A 23126-nucleotide genomic window follows, 5' to 3' on the forward strand; every position below is an offset into this window, starting at 1 on the left:
TGCTTCGTCTAGAGCGCCCCGACGCCTAGGAAAGACCGAGTCCCATGGTGCCACACGTGGCAAGGGTCTCCCTGGCGCGTGGGGTCGGGCTCGGGGGTTGCTGGGGTTGGGCCGCCGGTTGGTGACCGAATGGGACATTCGCTGCGGCCGGCGGTCGGCGCCAAGTGACCGAATGGGACATTCGCTGCGGCCGGCGGTCGGCGCGCAGGTTCCAGCGACCGCGCAGGTTGCAACGCGCGCTGTGGCTGCAACGTGCGCGTTCGGGGGCGGGGTGACCGAAAGAGACATTCGCTGCGGCCCGTGGGCTCGGCGCCAAGTGACCGAAAGAGACATTCGGTGCGGTCCGAGGGGTGAACAACCGAACGACCCTGTGATCCCAGCCACCGAGAGGGTAGGTTGTCTGTAACTCCAAGAACTACTCACCAGTAGGGGTATGAAATGCCAGCTCCGAGCGCTGCGACCTTCTCGCGGCTCGCCGACTTGATTGCCATTGCGGACGCCGATGCCCGGCCGACGAAGACCATCACGGAGGTGTTCACCGGCAAGGAGCTCGCTACCATCCCCGTCGGCACCGCTGAGGACGTCGACGCCGCCATCGCCCGCGCACGCGTCGCACAGAAGGCGTGGGCCAAGCGTTCGGTTGCCGATCGTGCGGAGATCTTCCATCGTTACCGCGATCTTGTGCTCGCTCACCGCGACGAACTGATGGACATGGCGCAGGCCGAGACCGGCAAGTCCCGCTCTGCTGCGCAGGAGGAAGTGCTCGACATCGCGATGACGTCGCGGCACTACGCCCGCACCGCGGCCAAACTGCTCGCACCCAAGCGCGTGACCGGCATGCTTCCGGTCTTGACGAAGACCACCGTGAGGTACCAGCCGAAGGGCATCGTCGGCATAATCTCGCCGTGGAACTACCCGATGACCCTCGCGGTGTCCGACGCCATTCCGGCGCTGCTTGCCGGCAACGGCGTCGTTCTCAAGCCTGATTCCCAGACGCCCTACTGTGCCCTCGCCGTCGTCGAACTGTTGTACAAAGCGGGTCTGCCGCGGGACTTGTTCGCTGTCGTGCCGGGACCGGGAACTGTCGTCGGTACCGCGATCGTCGAAAACACCGAGTACGTCATGTTCACCGGTTCCACCGCTACGGGGCAGCTTCTCGCCGAGCAGGCCGGTCGACGACTGATCGGCTTCTCCGCTGAGCTCGGTGGCAAGAACGCCATGATCGTCGCCGAAGGCGCAAACCTCCGGGAAGTGTCCGACGCCGCAGTGCGCGCCTGCTTCTCCAATTCCGGTCAGCTCTGCATCTCGATCGAACGGATCTATGTCGAGCAGTCCATCGCCGCTGAGTTCACAGCGAAGTTCGGTGAGCGTGTGCGCAACATGACGCTCGGCTCGGACTACGAGTTCGGCATCGAGATGGGCAGCCTGATTTCCGAGAACCAAGTCAAGGTCATTTCTGCGCACGTCGACGACGCGAAGGTGAAGGGCGCCACGGTCGTCGCCGGAGGGCACGCGCGCCCCGACATCGGTCCGCTCTTCTTCGAGCCGACCGTGCTGACCGGGGTGTCTGCAGACATGGAATGTGCCGCCGAAGAAACTTTCGGGCCACTCGTGTCGATCTATCCTGTCGCCGACGTCGAGGAAGCGATCGCCAAGGCCAACGACACCGAGTACGGGCTCAACGCCAGCGTCTGGGCCAAGACCAAAGCGCAAGGTGAAGCCATCGCGGCTCGTTTGCACTCAGGAACCGTCAACGTCGACGAGGGCTACGCGCCTGCCTGGGGAACGACCGCCGCGCCGATGGGCGGCATGGGTGTATCCGGAATGGGTCGCCGCCACGGTGCCGACGGTTTGCTCAAGTATGCCGAGTCGCAGACCATCGCTACGACGCGGCTGCTCAACCTCGGCGGACCGCGCGGACTCCCGCCGAAGTTGTGGGCGAAGATCATGCCGCCGTTCGTCAAGGCGCTCAAGTACATTCCAGGACGGTAGGTTCGCTTCCCCCCAGGTGACCGAATCAGACAGTCGCACACTCAGAGTGACCTGAACAGCCATTCGCTCCCGCCAAGTGACCGAAACAGCCATTCGGTCCGACAACCCCGACAACCCCGACAACCCCGACAACCCCGACCCCCCCGGCACCCTGCGAAACCACCGATGGCCCGCGCACGATCGTGTGCGGGCCATCGGTGTCGGCGAACCTAGTTGACGCTGTGGGCCGAGTTGACGCTGTGGCCCGAGTTCGCGAAATGCTGGTGCGGATCGGGAACGTGCGCGTCACCGAGAACCCGTGCGATCTGGTCTTCGCTGAGCCCGAGGCGTCGGAGCCGCTCGCACACCGCGTCGAAGTCGAGCATCTTGGCGTCGAGCTCGGTTTGGAGTGCGACGACCTCGCTGCGGATGGCTTCCGCTTCGTCGAGTGCTTCGAGGGTGTCCTTCGGCTCCGGCAACAGAATGTTCAGCAGTCGATCGCGTGCGTCGGTGCTGAGTCCTTCGAAGGGAGCCGAACCTGCGGGCGCTTCGTGCCTGCCGATGACCTCGTTCGGCTCGTCGACCTCGGCCGCAACGTATTCGCGGTCCTTGCCGAACGACGGGATCTCGGCGGTCTGTTCGCCTTCGGCGGGGCCCTGAGCGAAGTCGATCGTCTTGCGCAGCGGGCGGTCCGGGATGAAGACGACTGCGATGAGCGTGACGATGGCGACGAACCCTGCGATGAGGAAAATGCGTCCGGTGGCGTCGCCGTACGCGGTACGGATGACCGCGAGTACCGGTGCGGGCAGCGATGACAGGTCGAGCGATCCGCCGCCGCCTCCCGCACTGTTCACGCCGAGCTCGGCGAGGCCTGCTGCGGACTTGTCGGCGACGCGGGTTGCGAGGAGCGATCCGAGAACCGAGACGCCGATCGCGCCACCGAAGGTGCGGAAGAATGCGACGGTCGATGATGCTGCGCCGATGTTGTGCACACTGACCGTGTTCTGCACTGCGAGAACGAGGTTCTGCATCAGCATGCCGGTTCCGAGCCCGACGATGGTGATGAAGACGCCGACGGTCCACAAGCTCGTTGCGTGGTCGATCGTTCCCAGCAGCAGGAATCCGATGACAAGCAGCACCGATCCGGTCACGATGAACGGCTTCCACTTACCGAACTTGGTGATGAGCTGGCCCGATCCGACCGATGCGACGAGCATGCCGAATACCAGTGGGATGGACAGCAATCCGGCCTCGGTGGGGGAGTATCCACGCGCGGTCTGGAAGTACTGGCCGAGGAAGGTGGTAGCTCCGAACAGGCCGACACCGACTGCGATGGACGCGATGATAGCCAGGCCGGTCGTACGCTCGGTGACGATCTTCAGCGGGATGATCGGCGACTTGTGCCGAGCCTCGACGATGACAGTGAGGACGAGAAGCAGTACGCCGCCGCCGACGAGGTACGCCGTTTCACGCGAGAGCCACGCGTAGTAGTCGGCCTTGCCTGCGAACGAAACCCACACCAGCAGAACGGACACGCCGGCGGTGAGCAGCAGTGCGCCGAGCCAGTCGATGGAGACGTTCTCTTTGCGCTCGGTCTTGATGTGGAGCGTCTTCTGCAGCAGTCCGAGGGCGACGACGGCCAACGGAACGCAGACGAAGAAGCACCAGCGCCAGCCCAGCGGGCTGTCGACGATGACGCCGCCGAGGATCGGTCCACCGGACATCGACACGGCCATGACAGCGCCGGTGTAGCCGGAGTAGCGGCCACGATCGCGCGGCGAGACGATCGTGCCGATGATGGCGATGACGAGTGCCGTCAGGCCACCCATGCCGATGCCCTGGACGACGCGCGCGGCGAGCAGAACCGGGACGCTGTGGGCGAAACCGGCAATCAGCGAGCCCGCGACGAAGATGAGGATCGCGCTCTGAACCAGGACCTTCTTGTTGAACAGGTCGGCGAGCTTGCCCCAGATGGGCGTCGAGGCCGCGTTGGCGAGCAATGCAGTGGTGATGACCCAGGCGTAGGCGGTCTGCGACCCCTGTAGGTCACCGATGATGGTGGGCAGAGCCGTCGACACGATGGTCGTGCTGAGCAGCGCGGTGAACAGCGCGGCCAGCAGGCCGGTGAGGGCTTCGAGGATCTGCCGGTGGGACATGGCGTCGGGATCCGACACCTGGGTATTGGGCGGAGCATCTGTGGTGGTCATGTCTTATCTCGCAATCAGTTTCAAGTGCGCTACGTCCTGCGCGTCTTCTTCGAATGTGCTGTTGAGCTTCTGGATCGACGCGAGAGCGGCAAGTGCTTCCGTTTCGCTCCACTCGCTCAACATCTCTCGCAGTCGCTTGGCGCGACGGTCCCAGATGACCTTGAGCTTCTCCTGGCCCTCGTCCGAGACGCAGACGCGCGACGCGCGCTTGTCGTCCGGATCGGGGGTCCGGTCGATGTATCCGAGGTCCACGAGGTCTGCGAGTTGCCGGCTGAGGGCGGACTGGCTGACGCAGAGCCTGTTGGCGAGGTCGGTCTGTCTGCATTCACCCTCGGTCGCGAGGATGGCCAGTACTCCGGTCAGCGCCTGCGGCAGCGGTGAAGCCTCATCTCCGGTGGTCACGGCCCGCTTGAGCACACGTCCGAAGAGGAATACCTCTTCGACCAGCGCTTCGGCGGTGGTTGTTCTTACTGCCATGAGGGCTCCAACGGTTGGGTCATTTTTACTTGCTGTCCGCAACCATATAGATAAATAGATGAGGTAAACAACTATTTTACCTATCTCGTGGGTCACACAGCTGCCCGGCACTCACGCCGAGAGCGTCAGCCCCTGATCACCGGATCGAAGATGCCCCGCCCGATGGTGATGGTGACGTTCGCGCCGACCGACGGTCGTGCCCCACGCACCGCGCATCTAAACGAAACGCCGTGCGAGGAGACCACGACGTCGCTGCTCTCTCGTCCGAAGAGGGAGGACGTCACGACCCCACCACCGGCATCCAGGCCGCCACCGGTGGCCGAACCAGAACCGAGCGAGATATCGGTAGGGAGGATCGACAGCGATCCCCGGCCCTCGCGGGCGTTCTCGATGATCTCGACGGGCACGGTCAGCGGATGCTTCTCGGCGCGGAACAGGCCACCGTCGATGACGCCGTCGATCACGTTGGCGTCGGAGAGGAATCGAGCCACGAACGCGGACGCCGGGCGATTGACCAGCTCCTCCGGGGTACCGATCTGTGCGATGGCACCGCCGTCGAGAATGGCTACTCGATCGGCGAGCGCCAAGGCTTCGGTCCGATCATGCGTCACATGAACTACCGTCAGCCCGGCCGCTCGCGTCAGGGATCGCAATTCCAACCGCAGCCGGTCGCGCAACGGCTCGTCCAACGCCGACAGCGCCTCGTCGAGCAACAGCGCGCGCGGAGACCTGACCAGCGCGCGAGCGAGTGCGACGCGTTGCCGCTGGCCACCGGACAGCGTCGCCGGATTTCGAGACTCGAGCCCGGGAAGGCCGACCAGCTCGAGAACGTCGGCGACGCGTGTGCGGCGTTCCTGGCGCGAGATACCTGCAAGTTCGAGTGGGTACGACACGTTCTTCCCGACGCTGCGATGCGGCCACAGTGCGTGTTGTTGGAACACCATCCCGAGTCCCCGATGCTCCGGCGGAAGCGAACGTCCCGCGCCGGCAACCACATCGTCCCCGATGGTCACCGTGCCGGACGTCGGATCCAGGAATCCGGCGACGGTGCGCAGGAGCGTCGTCTTGCCCGACCCCGACGGCCCGACGAGAGCGAGAAATTCGCCGTCGGCGACATGCAGATCGATTCCGCGAAGACCGACAGTGCCACCGGGATAGTCGAGATGGATGGAGTCGAGTGAAATCTCGGACATCAGGGGACCTTCTTTCGGTCGGTGACACCCGCGACGAGACCGAGCCCCGCGATTCCAGCGAGCGCTACGAGTAGCGACAGCGCGGCCGCAGCGTTGTAGTCGCCCGCCTGTTGCAGGTTGAAGATCGACACACCGAGCGTCTGAGTTCCCGGTGCCACCAGCAGAACCGACATGGTCAGCTCACGCACCGCGGTCAACGCCACCAGCACGCCACCGGTCACTGCGGCAGGAACAGCCAACTTCCATGACACGTCGTACAGTGCGCGGAGCGGGGACGCGCCCGAGGACCGGGCAACCTCCTCGAACGCGGTGGGTGTCGCGCGCAGCGGTGCCCGCACCGCCTGCACCACGATCGCCAGAAACGCCATGACGTAGGCGCACAGGATGACCCATCGCGTATCGAACAGTCCGGTGTAGCGTCCGACGATCAACCAGCCCACCGCGATGACCAATCCCGGAATGGCCTGGGGAAGCATCGCCACCAGGTCGAGGCCGACGTTGTCACGAGACTTCGTTCGCGTCGTGACCACTGCCAGCGTCAACCCCAGCAGGCCGCAGATCGCCGCGGCACCAAGTGCGAGAGACACTGAATTCTGGATCCCTACCAGGGTTCCCGGCGCCGTGACGGCTCCGATGATGCTGTCGAGAGTCAGATTGTCCCACGTGAAGGGGACACCAGGAGCGGGGAGCAACGCCTGGGTGGCCAACGCCAGGATCGGCAGTGCGGTCACCGCAAGTGCGAGGAGCCACACCGCGGCAGCAGCTGGAATACGACTGCGGCCCAACGTGATCCGCTGCGTTGCCGTCGTGGGCCCGTCGATGTGGGAGGCTCGTCGCGACAGCAACCGATCGACGGCGACCGCCGCCACGGCCAGCAACAACAGTACGATTCCGATTGTCGAGACCACCTCGAGCGGTTTGGCCACGGTGCCGGACTGGATGAATCGGTACACCATCGTCGACAGAGTGACGTAGCGATCAGGCAGTCCGACCAGCGCGGGGATTCCGAAATCGGCCAGGTTGGACACCGCTACCACCGTGAACGACGCCACCCCGGCGGTCCGAAGCAGCGGTAGCGTCACGTCGGTCAGTGCGCGCCTCGGGCTCGCCCCTGCCATTCGCGCAGCCTCCTCCAGATCGCCGGGGATGCGTCGTGCGGCTGCCGCCATGATGAGGTACGCCAGTGGGTACGAATGAATCGTCAGCAGGAAGATCACTCCATCACCGCCGTAGATGTCCCACAGCGGTCCGCCGACTCTGCTCGTCCAGAACTTGTTGATCACCCCGCTCGGTCCGAGCAGGCCCGTCCACGCGATAGCGCCGACAAACGGTGGAATCAACAGCGGGCTCAACAGAATCAGTCGAAGTACGGTTCGACCGGGAAGGTCGGTCCGATCGAGGACGAGTACCATGGCGACTGCCACCGCGACGGCGAAGAAAGCCGACGTGCCGGCCGAGACGAGACTGTTGACCGCGGCATCGACGATTCCGGCGTCGAGAAGTTCCTGTATGTGGTTGCCGCCGAGGCCGATCGAGACGACGGCGGCGATCGGGACGAGTACGACGGCCCCGACCACCAGCCACAGAGCGGCCCGGATACCGGTCAGGCCGCTGAGCGCGAACCTAACCGACAAGCTCGTTGAACCTCTTCACAGCTTCGGGCTGCGACGCGGTGATCTCGGCGAGATCAGGGTTGAGCAGGTTCAGATCCGCGAGAGCCGGTGCACCGTCGGGAGTTCCGACGTCCCCGCGCACGGGGAGATACTGTTGCTGCACTGCGATCTCCTGACCGCGCTGGCTCACCAGGAAATCGACGTACTTCTTCGCGGCGTCCTGGTTGGCCGCGTCCTGGAAAATTCCGGCAGGCTGTGAGATGTACGGAACGCCGTCGGTCGGGTATTCCAATGCGATCGGAGATCCCTTCTCTGCCAGCTCACGCACGAGGTAGTCGACGACGATCCCGATCGGTTGCGTCCCTGCTGCAACGGACTGCCCGACGGGTCCGTTGCTCTCGGCGACCACCGGCTCGTTCGCCGCGAGCGCCTCCAGCCACGGCTCGCCGAGCGCTTCTTCACCGAGCCACACTGCGGTGTTGAAAGCAGCAGCACCGGAAACATCGGGATTCGGAAGGGTGATCTGGCCCTTGTACTTCGGGTCCGCGAGATCCTGCCACGACGTGGGCGGCTGCGTGACAGCTTGGGTGTTGTAGGCGATGACCGTCGGGATGATGCGGGTGCCGACGTAGTAGCCCTCGGGGTCCACGACGTTCGGATTCAACGCCGAGACATCCGCGGGGGTGTACTGGAGCAGGAGGTTCTCTTCCTTGTACCCCTCGAACGTCGGCGCATCCGCGGCGAGCAAGACGTCGGCGCCGATCTTGCCGGTTTCCCGCTCGGATGCAATGCGCGCGTTCAGGTCTCCCGTTCCCGCGCGGTAGACCTGAACGTCGATGCCGGGGTTTGCGGCCGTGAACTCGGCGTTGAGAGCATCGATCTTGGCCTGCGGTTCGGAGGTGTAGACGGTCAACGTGCCGTCGGCGTCGGCGCCGGACGTCGCCGGCTCCGCCGGTTCGGAACATGCTGACAGACCGACGATTACGGCGATCGATACGACTGCGCCCATGATTGGGCGGCGAAAGCTGTTCACGGGTGTCTCCTGAAGAACGTCGGAAGCGTGATCGTCGCCGCTGTAGACGACTTCCTTCGAACCCTTCGGACAACGCAACGTAGCGACGGAGTGAACGTCGACCGTCAGGCGGTAGTGGCCAGCGCTGCAGCGAGTCCGAACGCCGACGTGAGTATGCACACATGCACGGCCGCGCGGACGATCGACTCGTCCGCCTTCGTGCGATGCGCTGCCACCGAGACAAGCCAGGTCGTGCGCAGGCGTCGGGCGACCAGCACCAGGATCACGAGCACCACGGTTTTCGCGAGCACGATCCGCCCGTAACCGGTGTCGAGCAGCCCGGAGAGTCCGCCCACCTTCACGGCTGCGTTGACGGTTCCGCTTGCCGCGAGTACCCACACCGACCACCAAGCAAGCCGGGAGTACACCGGCAGCATCGCAGCCCAGGCGCCCTTGGCGCGTACGGTCAGCGCCAGTGCGGCGAGCACGCCGAGCCACACCGCGGCCGCGACAGCGTGGATGGAGACGAACAGTGCTCCGAACAGTTGCTGGGACATGTGTCCGGTGATCGGGCGCGCCACGAGGGCAACGACGGCCAGCACGACGACCGGAATCGGCGACGCGTCGGTGCCGGTTCGATAGGCCCACAGCGCATAGAGACACGCGGCCGCTGTACAGAAAATGGTCACCAGACCGAGCTGCCCGACGGTGATCTCGGTGAGATATGTGCCGAACGACGACATCGACAGTCGTCCGATACCTGCGCCGAACGATTCGGCCGCGGACACGACGAGCAGCGCAGCCTCGACGGCCGTCCACGCGCCGGCAACCAGTGCCGCGCTACGCCAGACGGGTGGTCTGCTGCGAGCCGGAAACAGGTCGGTCCGCAGCAGTCCGAGCCCCAGAGCCGTTGCCCCGAGGCAGTCCGCGATCACGCGCAACAGAGACGAAGGATCGGGGCCGTCGGGGCGGGCGAGCAGCCACGCCACGCCGACCCCGGCGATGCCCGTCACGCCGGCGGTGAGTACCCACCACCGGCGAAGCACGGTCAGCTACTGCTCCTTCGGCTTGCGCAACGCGAAGGCCAGGCCGCCGCCGAAGACGAGGCCGCCTGCGACGAGGAACGGCCACAGCGGGATGCCGCCACCGTCTTCCGAATCGGTCGCGGGCGACGCGTCGGCCGCTGCTCCCGGCGAGCCGGATCCCGCCGCGGTCAACGTGAACCCGATTGTGCCGCTGATGGGATGCCCGTCAGCAGACGTGACGCGATAGGCGATGGTGTAGTCGCCCGCCGGACCGAGTTCTCCGACGTCGACGACGATGCTCTGTCCCTCGATCCGAGGGTCGCCCTTCGACCACAGATTGCCGTCGGGTCCGACGACGTTGAGTGTGGCGAACTGAGACTGCGGTACCTCGTTGAACGAGACCGACACCTGCGAAGGCCCTGTTGCGAGCTGAGATCCATCGGCTGGATCCGATCCGGTGACAACGGAATGGGCCGATGCGGTCGGCGCTCCGATCAGAAGCGCCGATGTGGCAAGTACTGCAACCAGTACGGCCCTCAGGGACGCGACTCGGCTCATGAGCGGCGGCCTCGAACGGCTGCGCCGATACCCAGCGCCGCGCCGAGTGCGCCGAGAACCAGTGCGACACCGGCCATCCAGCGGGCCGTGTTGTCGGACTCTGCCGCGCTCGGTGCCTCGGCCTCAGCCGTGACGGTGGCTGATCCGTGGCCGTCGGACTCGGCGCTCGCCGCGGTCAAGGTCAGCGTCGGGGCAGGCTTTTCGGGTTCGCTGCCGTCGGCCGCAGGCTCCTCGTTCCATTCGACGACCTCCCCGTCGTTGTAGGTCTGGGTTGCGGGGAAGCTCACCGAATCCTGTTCGGGCAGTGGTCCAGCCGAGAGAAGGAACTGCTGGAACTGCCCGGGCAGGACCTCCGCTCCCGGTGCTGCTGTCCACGTCACTGCTGTGGCGAGGCCTTCGGCGTTCTTGTCGACGGTCGAGGTCCATCCCGGAATCGGCTGCGTGCGAGCCGAGCTGAGGCCGGGGAGTTCGACCTTGACCGAGGACGTCGCCGCAGTATCGGATTCGGTCGGTACGCGGAACGTGAGGACGCTGTAGCCGCCCTGCTCGGCGCCGGGTGCGTACACCGATACGTGTGCCGATGCGGCGCCCGCTCCGAAAACGAGTGCCAACGATGTGGTGCCTGCGATGAACGAGGCACGACGAATGAAGCTGTTCATGGTGAAGAGGTTCCTTCTCGAAAAGTGAAGTGGCAGAAAGCTGATCGGATTACACCGACACAGGTGGGCCACGTCTCGAGATCGAGGTACCGAAGAACTGAAGTGAGGACTTTTCGGGGTTGCCGACGAAGAAGGGGCCGGTGGTGACGCCCGGCAGTGGGAGAGGCGGGTCGAGGACGGCACGGACGATCGATGTGATCGGACCGTACAGGCCCTCGGCGGCGCAGACGAGGACCGCGGTTGCTGCGGATGCCGCGAGGTGGAACCCGATCATGGTCGCACTGGGCACAATCGAGTGCCCGTGCATCATCTCGAGCGGGTTGGCGACCGCAAGCGCGATGTGCGACGCCGACTGGCCGAGAAGGAGTCCGCCCAACACAGTCGCGAGTTGCGAACGCGAGGAGCGGGGATTAGGCATCGAGGCAATCGCACCGACGCCGATGGCGACGACAAGCAGGAACACGGTCGCCGACCCCGACGGGTAACCCCCGCCGGCCATGCCGTGGGCGGCGACGGCCAACGCGACCGTCAACGCACCGACAGCTCCGCCGCGAAGCGAGGCGGCGGGAGACGTCATGGGATCAGCGAGCTGCTAGCGGACGCCGAGACGAGCCAGCAGGTCGGCCTCGATGCCGTCGAGCTCGGCGGAGATAGCGTGATGAGCTGCTTTGCGACGAGCGGGCGGCATCTGCTCGGACGTACGCACCGCGGTACCGAGGTCGGTCAGACGCTGCGAGATGGCGTCGGCGAACTTGCCGGTCTCGGCGTCGGAGCCGGCGGCAGCGACCTGTGCGAGAGACTTCTCGGAACTGGCGATACGCGCGGTCAGCTTGGCGCCGTACCCGCTGTAATCGCCGAGCTCGGCTGGGTTGATGCCGAGCCTGCCGGCCTTGCGCTCGTCGAGCTTGTTGCGCAGCACTGCCGCACCGCGGTAGACGATGGGAGTCAGCACCGGGATCAGTACACGCGCGATGGAGATGTACTTACGAACCTGCGCTGCGTTGATCGACCCCTGAGCGGCGGCCTTCTGCTGCGCTTTGAGGGTGGCGATCTGTGCCTTCTCGACGTTCTTCTGCGACTTCGCTTCGATCGTGCTCAGCTTGTTCTGTGCCTTGGCGATGGACTTCAGCTGTTTGCGCTCGTTCTTCGCACCGAGCTTCGCCTCCAGCGTCGCTTTGTGCTTGAGTGCCTTTGCCTCGGCCCTCCGAGTGGCACGTCCTTTGCGCTTGCGGAACAACCCCATCGACAAGGCCCCTTACGTCAGCTTCTCCTAGCATCGGCGCGGCATTCGCGCTGGCTTCGATACAGCCTATCGGTTCGCGACGGTGGGTCGCATCGGGCGTGTCGGTAGCGGGACATAGGCTCGGGACTGTGAACAGCCAGCCCGTCGCGGCGCGTGTGTCGTCGGGGAGAGAGCCGTCGGTACTCATCGACGCCGGATCTCTCACCCGATGCAGACACCGGCTGTACCTGGACACCGCGTACTCCGCCCTGCAGCGCAGCGAGCCCGAGAACCCGGGGGTTCGGCAACGCCGCGAGGCCGCGCAGGCGCACCGTGAGGCCATTCGTGCGATGTTCGCGGCGGAGCTCGACGGGTGGGTGGAGATCGACGCAGCGGACGCCAGGACGGCCTCGGAGCGCACGCTCGCCGCCTGCAGACGCGAAGCACAGTGGATCTGGAACGCCGTGCTGCCCGCCGAGCGTGACACCGGGCGTCGCGGGCGCAGCGAGCTGCTGATGCGGGCGCCGTCGGGCACCGGCTACATCCCGATCATCGTCGTCAATCACAAGGTCACCGATCCGGGTCGAGGTGCGGTGACGTCTCCGTTGACGGGCTGGACGCCAGGCGTCGACGAGACGCGCAAAGTCCGCAGTCAACTACGGGACCAACTGCGTCTCGCTCACCTTCATCGCATGCTCGATTTCGAGGGTTTGGCGTCCGAGGACGCTGTCGGCGGGGCCGTCGGGTATCGCGCGGAGTGCATTCTCGTGCACGATCTGAACGCGGTGCTCGCGGAGTACGACTCCCGCTTCGCCGACCGACTCGCCATTGCTCGCGGCGAGAGCTACACGGTTCCGTCCCAGGTGAGCGAATGTCGTTCGTGTTCGTGGTGGACCGACTGCAAGCCTCAGCTCGCGGCCACTCGTGACGTGTCGCTCGTGGCGTCGGGAATGCGGGCCGAGGTGCTGCGTGAGAGCGGCGTATTCACCATCGACGAGCTTGCGAAGTGGACGGGCCCCGAACCGGACAACTGGCCGTTCGGCAGTTTCGACGACGCCGTAGCAGCAGCGACAGCGTGGCGAGCGGATGTTCCGCTGCTGCGTCGAACCGACAACGTCGTCGTACACAGGGCCGACGTAGAGGTCGACGTGGACATGGAGAGCTACCAGGAACACGGTGCCTACCTGTGGGGCACGCTGCTCACCGAGGCAGGCGGCCCACCACCGGTGTATCGCGGGTTCGTCACGTGGGATCCGCTGCCGACGAACGACGAGGGCCGCTCGTTCGCCGAGTTCTGGGGCTGGCTGATGGCGAAGCGTGCCGACGCCGCTGCACGCGGAAAAACCTTTGCCGCATACTGCTATTCGCGTCAAGCTGAGGACAAGTGGCTCCTCGACTCGGCCCGACGATTCGGTGACGTCCCCGGCGTTCCGACCGAAGCCGAGATTCGCGAATTCATCGACAGCGAGCAGTGGGTGGACATCTACCAGGCCGTCAGCGATCAGTTCATCTGCCCGAACGGCAAGGGGCTCAAGAAGATCGCGCCGATCGCCGGGTTCCACTGGCGAGACGACGAGGCCGGCGGCGAAGCGTCGATGGGATGGTACCGAGACGCGGTCGGCTACGACGCCGAGCCGGACCTCTCTCAGCGCGAGCGGCTTCTGATCTACAACGAGGACGACGTCCAGGCCACCAAGGTGCTGCGCGAGTGGATGAGCGATCGCGCCGAGATCGAGATCCCGACGCTCGAGTCGCTGCGCGTCGGGATGTCCTGAGCACCCACCGCTTGAATGTCACACCCCAGCTATCCGATCGTATGGATGGTCCATTCAAGCGGTGGTCAGGAACGCAAAACTAGCTACCGCGGCGCCATCCGGATCGCGCCGTCCATCCGGATCGTCTCACCGTTGAGGTAGTCGTGTTCGGCGATCATCTGGACCAGCTGGGCGTACTCGGTCGGCTGGGCCAGGCGGGACGGGAACGGCACACTGGCTTCGAGCCCCTTGCGGTATTCCTCGGTGACGCCCGCGAGCATCGGGGTGTCGACGATGCCGGGGGCGATCGTGTTGACGCGGATGCCGACCTGAGCGAGGTCGCGTGCAGCGGTGATGGTCATCGCGTGGACGCCACCCTTCGATGCGGTGTACGCGATCTGGCCGATCTGTCCCTCGAACGCTGCGACCGACGCGGTGTTGACGATGACGCCTCGCTGGCCCGCGTCGTCGACCGTCGACAACGACTGCATGCGATTCGCGGCCAGACGCATGACGTTGAACGTGCCCAGCAGGTTGATCGTGATAACGGTGCGGAAGAGCTCGAGATCGTGCGGGCCCTTCTTCGACAGGATTCGTCCCGCCCAGCCGACGCCGGCGCAGTTGACGACGATTCGCAGCGGGACGCCCGACTCGGTGATCTTGTCGAGCGCGGCCTCGACCTCTTCTTCGCTGGTCACGTCGGCTGGAATCAGGGTCACTCCGGCGGGAACGCTGTCACCTGCCCGTTCGATCGACTGGGCCAGATCGAGGCCGAATACCGTGACCCCGGCGTCGGCGAGGCGCTTGGCCGTCGCCGCTCCGAGGCCCGACGCCCCTCCTGTGACCAATGCTGCTGTTCCCGAAATCTCCACGTGCACATCTCCTCGACTAGGGCGATGGACGCTCGGCGCAACCGATCAGCGCCGACCGCCCAGGACTCGCATTGCACCATAACCGCAGGGCAGTGAGCCCGATCCGACCGAGGGTGGGAAATGACGTGGATCACTCTCGCCAGGGGGCTAGTGCGCCGCCTCGGCGATGCTGCCGTCGTGCTTGTATTCGATTCGGTAGGTTTCCCCGGCGTCGACCAGCATCGTGGCGAGGAGGGGGCGGCCAGCGGGTAGAAGTCGAATCGTTGCCGAGCCGTGGTCGATCCGATCGATGTGTTCGGCCGTCGACGTCACCAGCGCGTCCCGCACGTCGGACGCCAGGTCTTCGGCGCGATCGTCGAGGAGCACCACGTTGACGCCGCGGCCACGTGCAGTGCGCACCGAATGCCGTAGGCGAGGGTCGACGAGCGCCCGTGCGCGCAACGAGTCCCTCAGCTCGGCTTCGAGCAACGTGCACGAAAGAACCTCCGCGGCGGACAGGTCCGGACCGTGCACCGTCCGCTCGAGCAATGGGCGTGCCATCTCGTCGAGGCGTTCGAGTTGCGAGTCGCGCTCGTCCAGTACTGCTGCCGCCGCTGCCTCGAGGGCCACGCGGGCGGTCGAGCGGCGACGTAGCTCGAAGATCGATCGGCTCAGCGGGCGAAGCGTGTACGCGAAGAAGCTCGACATCAGCAGCGGTGCGGTGTTGACGACTCCGAACGCGATTCCGTAGCCCACACCTTGGCCGGTCGAGACCGACCACCACAAAGTCACTCCCACAGTCGCTACCAGGCCCATCCACGCAAGCGGAGTGCGTCCGCGAACGCACATCACCGTATAGAGAGCGACGCTGGTGCCGAGCGTCCAGGTCTGCAGTGCGCTGCTGGGAGGTGCGGGGATCACGCTGAACACGAGCCCGCAACTCAGCGGTCCTATCGCTGACACCGGAATCGCGTATCGCAGCGGAAGCGGATCGCCCGCCGTGGCCGTCAGCACGATTGCCCCCGTCGAACATAGTGCAGCAGCGGCGAATACCGGCCCCGGATGGTCGACGCCGGACAGTGTGGATGCGGCGCACGTGAAACACGTCAGCACGTACAGCGCCACGAGTGCGAACGCGAAGGGCGAGCGCATCCCGATCAGATCGCGGATGTCCTGGCCCTCGGAACCGCCGGTCACGAGCGTGCTGTCCAGCGCAGTTCGACGACTGTTCCCGTGCCACCTCGAGCGGACACGACCTGTGCCGAACCTCCATGGAGACTGCGCATTCTGCCCAGGATGCTGACTGCGATGCCCATGCGATGCGGCGCGACGTCGGCGGGATCGAATCCGAGTCCATCGTCGGTCAGTGTCACATCCAACGTCGTTTCGGTGAGGACGATCGTGGTCGAGCGGGCCGCGGTGGGCCCCGCGTGTTCGACGCTGTTCCGCACGGCCTCGGCGAGTGCCGCGCTGATAGTTCGCACCACGTCGGCGGGAAAGCCGGTGGTGGAACGAGATTCGACGGTGACGTCGATGTCCTCGTCCACGTTGGTCGCGGCGGATCTGAGTTGCGCAATGGTTTCGGGAACATCGAAGGAGGTCGTCGTCGAATTGTCTCGGAGCGAATCAAGCTGTGCGAGTGTCAATTGCGTCTGACGGATGACGCCGTCGGTGCGGCCCTGGCGCGCGACGGCCAACAGTGAGGACAGAACTCCGTCGTGGATGAGTGCGTCGAATCGCTCGCGCTCGACGGTACGTGCACTCATCGCTGCTGCCGTCGCTGCCTGTCGATGGGTCGACTCGATGGTGTCGTCGAGAATGCGGGCCGTTCGGCGAACTCCGAGAGTTGCGGCAACGAAGATCGAACAGAACATCAGCGCGAACAGGATGTCTGCGAACAGTGGTCCTTCGAGCAGCGGGCCGCGAAGTATGTTGATGCTCAACTGAACCGAGACGACGGCGACGACCAGCTGTGCGAACGCAAGCCACGCGGGGAGCGAGGCGGCGGCCGCGAGGCCCGCCAGCCCGGGAAACGTCGCAAGAGGCACCCCGTTCGGGTCCGTGACGCTGCTGTCCCACACGAACCACCATGACAGAGCAGCCGCGAGGAAGGCGATCGTCGCGAGCGCCCCCGTGATTCGAATCCACCGTGTGTCGCGTGCCATCGATGCCACGCCCATGGACAGTCCGGTGCCGAAGACGGTGATCAGGGTGAGGGAAGTCCACCACGACGACGTCACGAACGCGGTTCGGATGAACTCGGGAAGCACGATCGCGAGGTAGATCAGGTAGCCGGCCGAGACGAACCTGGCGATGGTGCGGAGCAGTCGATCCGAGGATCGATGATCGTTGGTAGCTTCGTCGGTTGTAGTCATATGCCCCTGGTCCTATCGGGCGAATCCTACGACGAGCGCTACTTCGGGTTCAACACATTCGGTTGTTCGAACGACACCGGCCGACGGGCCTTCCGGCGCAGCACGAGGACGGCGGCGATCCAGATCGCGGCCGACAGTGCCAACACCACCGCAGCGCCGATGACGGGCGCCACCGTACCCGGCATGATGCCCTCGAGGAACAGCACGACGCCGAATACGAAGAAGAGGATCGCTGCGCCGTACTGGATGACCCGCTCGGGTAGGTGCTTGCCGAGTACCGCGCCGACGACGATGGCGAGAGCATCGGCCGCGACCATGCCCACAGTCGATCCGATCCAGACGCCGACCCAGTTGTTGTCGGTGGCGAGGGTGACAGTGGCGAGCATGGTCTTGTCACCGAGTTCGGCGAGGAAGAACGCGGAGGCGATCGCGACGAAGGCGGATCGCGTCACTTTCGACGCCTTCTCGCCCTCGTCCTCGGACAAGCTGTCGCCCTTGAGCGTCCACAGGCCGAAGATGACGAACGCGATGCCGCCGACGATCGAGATCGCCGCAGTCGGGATCGACAGTCCGAGGAAATGGCCGACGGCCACCGAGACCAGGTGAACCACCGTGGTGGCGACGGTGATGCCGCCGATGACGATGTACCACTTGTAGCGCAGCGCGAACGTCATCGCCATGAGTTGGGATTTGTCACCCAGCTCGGCGACGAAGATGACAGCAAAACTCAGTAGTAGTGCAGAAAGCATGGTGAAAGAGGCTCCTCGGTCGTCTTGATTGACCGAAGGTCTCGCCCACCACCTCGACCGACTCGAGTTGGTTCACAGTGCCGGGCCGGTATGAAACGGCCAGTATGTCGACACAGTGATTGGGGGCTACTCCCCTTCGCTGTCACCAAGGTTAGGAGGCGTCCGACGAAAAGTCCAATGCAACAGCAAGTTTGGGCTCCCGAAATCTGTTCTGCGGGAACCGGTCACGACGCGAGGAGCATCGCCAAAACTGCGGTGTCGGGATCGCTGATCGGATCGAGTCCGACGCGGCTCACCATCGACGTCACGGTGCCGTCGGATTCCGCTTCCACCCAGGCCGCGCGGTGATCCAGACCGAGATGGGGGAGCCCGGGAAGAAGCACGCAGCCGGAGGCGGCGCCTGCGCATTCGGGGAGCGTCGGAGTGGTTTCCGACGGTGGATGCAGCATGAGAATCGCGGGCGGCTGGTGAAGCGCGAAGCGCCCTGGTGTGACGGCCATCTCACCCACGACGGGTCCCTCGGACAGAATCAGCCCCACCGTGCCAGGTGCGGGATCGTCCGGAAGTTCCTCCCGGGCACCGAAGACCGTCGACGTGGCGAGGAGCCCTGGCATCGATGCGATCTGAACCGCCAGTGCGAGAAACTGTGCCCATTCCTTGGTGGTGTCCGGCCACCGACCGGAAATGACGAATCCGCGGAGTAATCCGGCGGCATGGAAAGGGGAAACCCCGATGAGATCTCGATCGTTCATCTCGTAGCTCCCTTGGGTCGTTCCAGACTTCAGTTCTGGTACACCACGTTGGGTAGGAGAAGCATGGATCAGAACGGTGCTGGCACACAAGACGGTACGAGTGCTAACGGTTTGCCAACCGCTTGAATGGTCCATCCATACGATCAGATGGAGTGGAAGCCACATTCAAGCGGACGTTCAGTGCCAGAACGCACGAATGGGCCACCGCGACGTGCGCGATGGCCCATTCGAGCTGAACAACTTACGGGAAGATGAGACCCGGAGTCTTGGAAGTCGCAGCTTCGAAGCGAGCCTGAACGTCGGCCCAGTTCACGACATTCCAGAACGCCTTGACGTAATCGGCCTTGACGTTCTTGTACTGCAGGTAGAAGGCGTGCTCCCACATGTCGACCTGGAGCAGCGGGATGATGCCGAGCGGCACGTTGGCCTGCTGATCGTAGAGCTGGAACGTGAGGAGATTCTTGCCTAGCGAGTCGTAGCCCAGGACGGCCCAGCCGGACCCCTGCAGGCCGTTGGCAGCGGCGGTGAACTGCGCGCGGAACTTGTCGAACGAACCGAACTGGTCGTCGATTGCTGCGGCGAGCTCGCCTTCGGGCTTGTCGCCACCGTTGGGGGAGAGGTTCTTCCACCAGATGGAGTGATTGACGTGCCCGCCGAGGTGGAATGCAAGGTTCTTTTCGAGCAAGAAGATCGAGCCGTGGTCCTCGTTCTCACGGGCCGCGGCGAGCTTTTCCAGCGCCGTGTTGGCGCCGGCGACGTACGTTGCGTGATGCTTCGAGTGGTGCAATTCGTTGATCTCGCCCGAGATGTGTGGCTCGAGGGCGGAGTAATCGAAATCTAGGTCGGGCAGTGTGTACTCGGACACGTGTTTCCCTTCTCTGTCGACGCCGCGCATACCGTGAATCCCACGGCGCGCTCGTCTACTGCGGATCGTCTCTCGGGTTCAACCCAATCTCATTAGTACCCCTAGTGCAACAGTTGTAACCGAGATCCATTTCTCGGAATAAAAACGCGCTGCCGCGACATACCACCTAAGGTCACAGCGAGGTCACAGCGCGGCTCTACGATTCGTCCAGCAGATGAACAGGAAACTAGGCTGGCCGCGTGAGTCCCTTGCGCAGGCCGAGCGAGCGAGTCGACAGCCAGTCGACCGTTCATGCGCCACGCGTCGAACTTGCCGGGGCCAACCTTCTACGGCTGATCGCGGTGCTGGCCGTGCTGTACTCCCACATCTCGTTCTACTTGATCGACGATCGAGGCGAGGGCTGGTGGGTCATCGACGTCGTCTACAGCGTCCTCATCCAGGAGGCGGGGCTCAACAACCATCTCTCGTTCGTCGGTGTCGCGATATTCATGCTGCTCACCGGGCTTCTCGTCACGAGATCGGCAATGCGGCAGTCCCGACGAGATTTCACGGTCAGCCGCCTCTCTCGGCTCGTTCCGGCGCTGTGGGTGTCCGTGGCGCTCGCCGTCGTCCTGGTCAGGCTCGGGATCAACGGCATGTTCAGCGGGCAGAGTGGCATCAGCAATTCCGAGGCCGCACTCAGCTTCGTCCTCGGCGGGTTCTTTCTGAAGCCGGAGGTTGCCGTCCTCGGAGTCACGTGGACCCTGACGGTCCAGCTGTTGTTCTATCTGTACTGCGTCGCAGCGCGAGACATCCTTCGCACGCGGCCGATCGTGGTGCCGCTTCTCGGTGCCGCGCTGTGCGTCGTGGTGCTGCTCTACAACTTCTACATCCCACAGCCGTGGTCGGTGCCGATGCTGTCGAAGATCGCGGCAACGCTGCCGACGCTGTTCCTCGGTCAGATCATCTACCTGGGCTGGGCGCGGATCGTCTCATGGCGGTGGGTGGTGCTCGCAGTGCTCGCGCAGGCCGAGGTCATACGGCTCGCCACGAACGTGCATGCCTATTGGGCGGGCGATCAGTACATGTGGACGATCATCGTCGTGACCGGCCTCGTGTTGCTGCTGGGTAGGTACGACGGTCGAATTGCGCACTGGCGAATCGTGCACTGGACGGGCACGCGGAGCTACGCCATCTACCTCGTGCACACGCTGATTCTGTACCGGGTCTACGAGAACGTCGTGCCGTACACCGGACCGACGGGTGCCGTGCTCGCGTTCCTCCTCGTGACCGCAGCCGTGTCGGAGGCCGTCTACCGATGGGTCGAGGTGCCGGCTGCCACCTGGCTCAACGGCCGATTCCGACGCGCACCTGTGCGTTCGTAGGACGGCCCGGCTACTTGGGGGTGACCCCGATCAGCGGAGCGAGCTGTGAGGCAATCGGATTGAGGTTGAGCTTGTCGGGATCCACCTTCGGCTTGTCGTCCCACGGTTGCGGTGTTTCGGGGTCGGCGAAGACGATTCGACTTGCTGAACGGACGCCGGTGACGCTGCCGTGCGGCGTCGTGCAGTTGGCATCCAGGTTGAGAGGGTAGTTGCTCTCGGTGGGGTCGAAGTTCGGATCCTGCTCTTTCTCTTCGCTCAGTATTTGCTGCGAACGTTCGTAGCCGATGGTGCATGGGGGTGGATTGTTCGTTTCGAGTACCAGGCTGAGATGTGCAGTGCCGTCGCCGGGAACGATAGTGCTGCCGCCCGCGGCGAGAGTCGGTAGAAAAGCGAGGAGCGGCTGAAGCGCGAACGAACTCGGCGCCATCTGCTCGGCGACCGATTCGATGTTGGTAAGAACCCCCGTCAGTGACGGCCCTCCTTCGGCGATGAGCGATCCGATCTGGTCGCTTGCGGCCGTGCCGGTACCGATCAGCCGTCGGATATCGGGGTCGTTGCTTCTCAATTGCGCGGTCACGAGGTTCAGATCGGCGCTGAACTGGCGAATCGCCGAGGACTGCTCCGACTGGGTATCGAGCACTGTCCGACTGTCCTCGATCAAGGCGAGCGTCTGTGGCAGGGCGGCATCGGCCGACTCCGACAGTGTTCCGAGTGAATCGAGGAGCACGTTCAGGTCGGTACCTCGACCGTCGAGTGCCGTACCCAGCTCGCTCACTACCGTCTCGAGACCGGCGATCGGGACAGACGTGACCAGCCGATCGGTGCTCGCAAGAAGGTCCTCTACCGGAACCGGGATTTCCGTGTCGGCTGTAGCGATCTCCGAGCCGTCCTCGAGGTGGGGGCCGGACTCGGTGGTCGGCCGCAGGTCCACGTACTGCTCGCCGATCGCCGAGCGACTCGCGACGACGGCCTCGGTCGACGCCGCAATTCTCGGCCCGCCATTGTCGAGCAACAGCTCGACGGCTACGCCATCGGATGTCAGCGACAGCGCGCCGACCGTCCCCACCGGGACACCGCGGTACGTGACTTCGGCATTGGAAAATATGCCGCCCGAGTCCGCGAAGTGTGCGCTGACCCGGTACTGACCGAACCCGAGAAGGTTGTCCAGGCGCACGTACTTCGCCCCGACGAACGTCACGCCCACTACTGCCACGAGCGCGAGCGCGACGAGTTGGAACTTCACTTGTCGACCGTTCACAGGTCACCTTCGGGAAATAGCCGGTGAAGCCCTTGGATCGGATACATGGGGGCCTTTGCGCGGGAGGGCATTCGGACGTGTGTCCGAGTGAGTGCCATCACACTGACATCTTATTGGCACAGTGTCAACAAGCTGCCTGCAGGGTGCCCTCACAGCTGCGGCATGACCTCCGACGCCACCAGTTCGAGGTGATCGAGATCGTTCAGGTCCAACATCTGCAGGTAGACCCGTGATGCACCCAGCTCGCCGAAGCGACCGATCTTGTCGACCAATTCGGCGGGAGAGCCAGCTGCTCCGTTGTCGCGCAACTCCGAGACCTCTCGGCCGATGACCGAAGCACGGCGTGCGATCTCCTCCTCGGACTTGCCGCAACACAGTACGAGCGCGTTCGAGTAGACGAGCGACTCGGGAGCGCGCCCGGCTGCCGTCGCCGCAGCACGCACACGCTCGAATTGCGTCGCGGTGGCGTCGAGCGATGCGAAAGGGATGTTGAACTCGTCGGCGTACTGCGCGGCCAGCGCCGGGGTGCGCTTCTTGCCGCCGCCGCCGATGAGAATCGGTGGGCGCGGAGACTGCACCGGCTTGGGCAGGGCAGGTGAATCGGTGATGGGGAAGTGCTTGCCGTCGTAGGAGAAGGTCTGACCCACGGGTGTTTTCCACAGTCCGGTGATGACTGCCAGCGACTCCTCCAGCTTGTCGAAGCGTTCACCGAGGGCAGGGAATGGAATGCCGTAGGCCTTGTGCTCGTCCTCGAACCATCCGGCTCCGATCCCGAAATCGACACGACCACCGCTCATCGCATCGACCTGAGCGACGCTGATCGCGAGCGGACCGGGGTAGCGGAACGTCGCCGAGGTGACCAGTGTGCCGAGGCGAATGGTGGATGTTTCCCTCGCGATGCCGGCCAGGGTGATCCAGGCATCGGTCGGACCGGGGAGCCCCTCGGAGTTCATGGCGAGGTAGTGATCGGAACGGAAGAATGCGCCGTAGCCGAGCGTTTCCGCGGCCTGCGCGACGCGGAGAAGATCGTCGTAGGTGGCACCTTGCTGAGGTTCGGTGAAGACGCGAAGTTCGATAGCGGCCATGATCCGAGTCTAGGAGCGGTCGAACACTGCTCTTGCCTGTGGATAGAAACCTGCATTTGTCCCGTTTCTGTGGATCGGTCTGTGGATAATGTGGATAACCTCTTTGTCCGGCGACCGGGTCGCGCGATCCGTGGGT

At 64.5% G+C, this 23126-nt stretch carries 21 protein-coding genes; 3 read left to right on the forward strand and 18 right to left on the reverse strand.

Annotated features, from left to right (window positions below; translation table 11 throughout):
- Positions 1-438: 438 nt before the first annotated feature.
- Positions 439-1992, forward strand: a complete 1554-nt coding sequence (locus ACODSO_RS10290; protein ID WP_489036856.1) for a succinic semialdehyde dehydrogenase — start codon at positions 439-441, stop codon at positions 1990-1992.
- Positions 1993-2201: 209 nt separating this feature from the next.
- Here ACODSO_RS10290 and ACODSO_RS10295 read toward each other — a convergent pair whose 3' ends face one another.
- The 10 genes from ACODSO_RS10295 to ACODSO_RS10340 all read right to left on the reverse strand — a co-directional run bounded on the left by ACODSO_RS10295 (position 2202) and on the right by ACODSO_RS10340 (position 11958).
- Positions 2202-4178: an MDR family MFS transporter gene (locus tag ACODSO_RS10295; protein WP_489036858.1), complete on the reverse strand. Its 1977-nt coding sequence runs from the start codon at positions 4176-4178 to the stop codon at positions 2202-2204.
- Between the two features lie 3 nt (positions 4179-4181).
- Positions 4182-4655, reverse strand: a complete 474-nt coding sequence (locus ACODSO_RS10300) for a MarR family winged helix-turn-helix transcriptional regulator (protein ID WP_489036860.1) — start codon at positions 4653-4655, stop codon at positions 4182-4184.
- 125 nt (positions 4656-4780) lie between these two features.
- Positions 4781-5848, reverse strand: coding sequence for an ABC transporter ATP-binding protein (locus ACODSO_RS10305; RefSeq protein WP_489036862.1), 1068 nt, complete (start codon positions 5846-5848; stop codon positions 4781-4783).
- Positions 5848-7482: an ABC transporter permease gene (locus ACODSO_RS10310; protein WP_489036864.1), complete on the reverse strand. Its 1635-nt coding sequence runs from the start codon at positions 7480-7482 to the stop codon at positions 5848-5850. The genes ACODSO_RS10305 and ACODSO_RS10310 overlap by 1 nt, the downstream gene beginning before the upstream one ends.
- Entirely contained in the window at positions 7472-8470 is a 999-nt protein-coding gene (locus ACODSO_RS10315; protein WP_489036924.1) for an ABC transporter substrate-binding protein, read from the reverse strand. The genes ACODSO_RS10310 and ACODSO_RS10315 overlap by 11 nt, the downstream gene beginning before the upstream one ends.
- A gap of 128 nt (positions 8471-8598) precedes the next feature.
- The gene (locus ACODSO_RS10320; protein ID WP_489036866.1) at positions 8599-9519 is read right to left on the reverse strand and encodes a CopD family protein; all 921 of its coding nucleotides are present in this window, start codon (positions 9517-9519) and stop codon (positions 8599-8601) included.
- Positions 9520-9525: 6 nt separating this feature from the next.
- Complete coding sequence (locus ACODSO_RS10325) at positions 9526-10056, reverse strand: copper resistance CopC family protein (protein WP_489036868.1); 531 nt, start codon at positions 10054-10056, stop codon at positions 9526-9528.
- Positions 10053-10715 (reverse strand): YcnI family copper-binding membrane protein, encoded by a 663-nt coding sequence (locus ACODSO_RS10330; protein WP_489036869.1) that lies wholly within the window; start codon positions 10713-10715, stop codon positions 10053-10055. The genes ACODSO_RS10325 and ACODSO_RS10330 overlap by 4 nt, the downstream gene beginning before the upstream one ends.
- A 49-nt stretch (positions 10716-10764) precedes the next feature.
- A complete protein-coding gene (locus tag ACODSO_RS10335) occupies positions 10765-11292 on the reverse strand; it encodes a hypothetical protein (RefSeq protein ID WP_489036870.1) in 528 nt (175 codons plus the stop codon).
- Positions 11293-11307: 15 nt separating this feature from the next.
- Entirely contained in the window at positions 11308-11958 is a 651-nt protein-coding gene (locus ACODSO_RS10340) for a DUF6474 family protein (RefSeq protein ID WP_068377018.1), read from the reverse strand.
- A 128-nt stretch (positions 11959-12086) separates the two neighbouring features.
- Here ACODSO_RS10340 and ACODSO_RS10345 point away from each other — a divergent pair, with 128 nt between their 5' ends.
- The gene (locus ACODSO_RS10345) at positions 12087-13712 is read left to right on the forward strand and encodes a TM0106 family RecB-like putative nuclease (protein ID WP_489036871.1); all 1626 of its coding nucleotides are present in this window, start codon (positions 12087-12089) and stop codon (positions 13710-13712) included.
- Between the two features lie 83 nt (positions 13713-13795).
- Here ACODSO_RS10345 and ACODSO_RS10350 read toward each other — a convergent pair whose 3' ends face one another.
- From ACODSO_RS10350 to ACODSO_RS10375, 6 genes are all read right to left on the reverse strand, one after another.
- The gene (locus ACODSO_RS10350; RefSeq protein WP_068377024.1) at positions 13796-14563 is read right to left on the reverse strand and encodes an SDR family NAD(P)-dependent oxidoreductase; all 768 of its coding nucleotides are present in this window, start codon (positions 14561-14563) and stop codon (positions 13796-13798) included.
- 147 nt (positions 14564-14710) lie between these two features.
- The gene (locus ACODSO_RS10355) at positions 14711-15739 is read right to left on the reverse strand and encodes a hypothetical protein (protein WP_489036873.1); all 1029 of its coding nucleotides are present in this window, start codon (positions 15737-15739) and stop codon (positions 14711-14713) included.
- On the reverse strand, positions 15736-16917 hold the full coding sequence (locus ACODSO_RS10360; protein ID WP_489036875.1) for a sensor histidine kinase: 1182 nt from the start codon (positions 16915-16917) through the stop codon (positions 15736-15738). The genes ACODSO_RS10355 and ACODSO_RS10360 overlap by 4 nt, the downstream gene beginning before the upstream one ends.
- A gap of 38 nt (positions 16918-16955) precedes the next feature.
- Entirely contained in the window at positions 16956-17666 is a 711-nt protein-coding gene (locus tag ACODSO_RS10365) for a TMEM165/GDT1 family protein (protein ID WP_489036876.1), read from the reverse strand.
- Positions 17667-17890: 224 nt separating this feature from the next.
- The gene (locus ACODSO_RS10370; RefSeq protein ID WP_489036878.1) at positions 17891-18418 is read right to left on the reverse strand and encodes a peptidase; all 528 of its coding nucleotides are present in this window, start codon (positions 18416-18418) and stop codon (positions 17891-17893) included.
- 241 nt (positions 18419-18659) lie between these two features.
- A complete protein-coding gene (locus ACODSO_RS10375; protein WP_489036880.1) occupies positions 18660-19283 on the reverse strand; it encodes a superoxide dismutase in 624 nt (207 codons plus the stop codon).
- A gap of 248 nt (positions 19284-19531) precedes the next feature.
- On the opposite strand from ACODSO_RS10375, the gene ACODSO_RS10380 reads away from it, so the two are divergent.
- Positions 19532-20647 (forward strand): acyltransferase family protein, encoded by a 1116-nt coding sequence (locus tag ACODSO_RS10380; protein WP_489036926.1) that lies wholly within the window; start codon positions 19532-19534, stop codon positions 20645-20647.
- 10 nt (positions 20648-20657) lie between these two features.
- Here the strand turns inward: ACODSO_RS10380 and ACODSO_RS10385 are convergent, their stop codons facing one another.
- Both ACODSO_RS10385 and ACODSO_RS10390 read right to left on the reverse strand, forming a co-directional pair.
- Entirely contained in the window at positions 20658-21905 is a 1248-nt protein-coding gene (locus ACODSO_RS10385; RefSeq protein WP_489036881.1) for an MCE family protein, read from the reverse strand.
- 149 nt (positions 21906-22054) lie between these two features.
- The gene (locus ACODSO_RS10390) at positions 22055-22990 is read right to left on the reverse strand and encodes an LLM class F420-dependent oxidoreductase (protein WP_489036883.1); all 936 of its coding nucleotides are present in this window, start codon (positions 22988-22990) and stop codon (positions 22055-22057) included.
- Positions 22991-23126 lie beyond the last annotated feature (136 nt).

This window comes from Rhodococcus sp. FG69 (assembly GCF_057808915.1).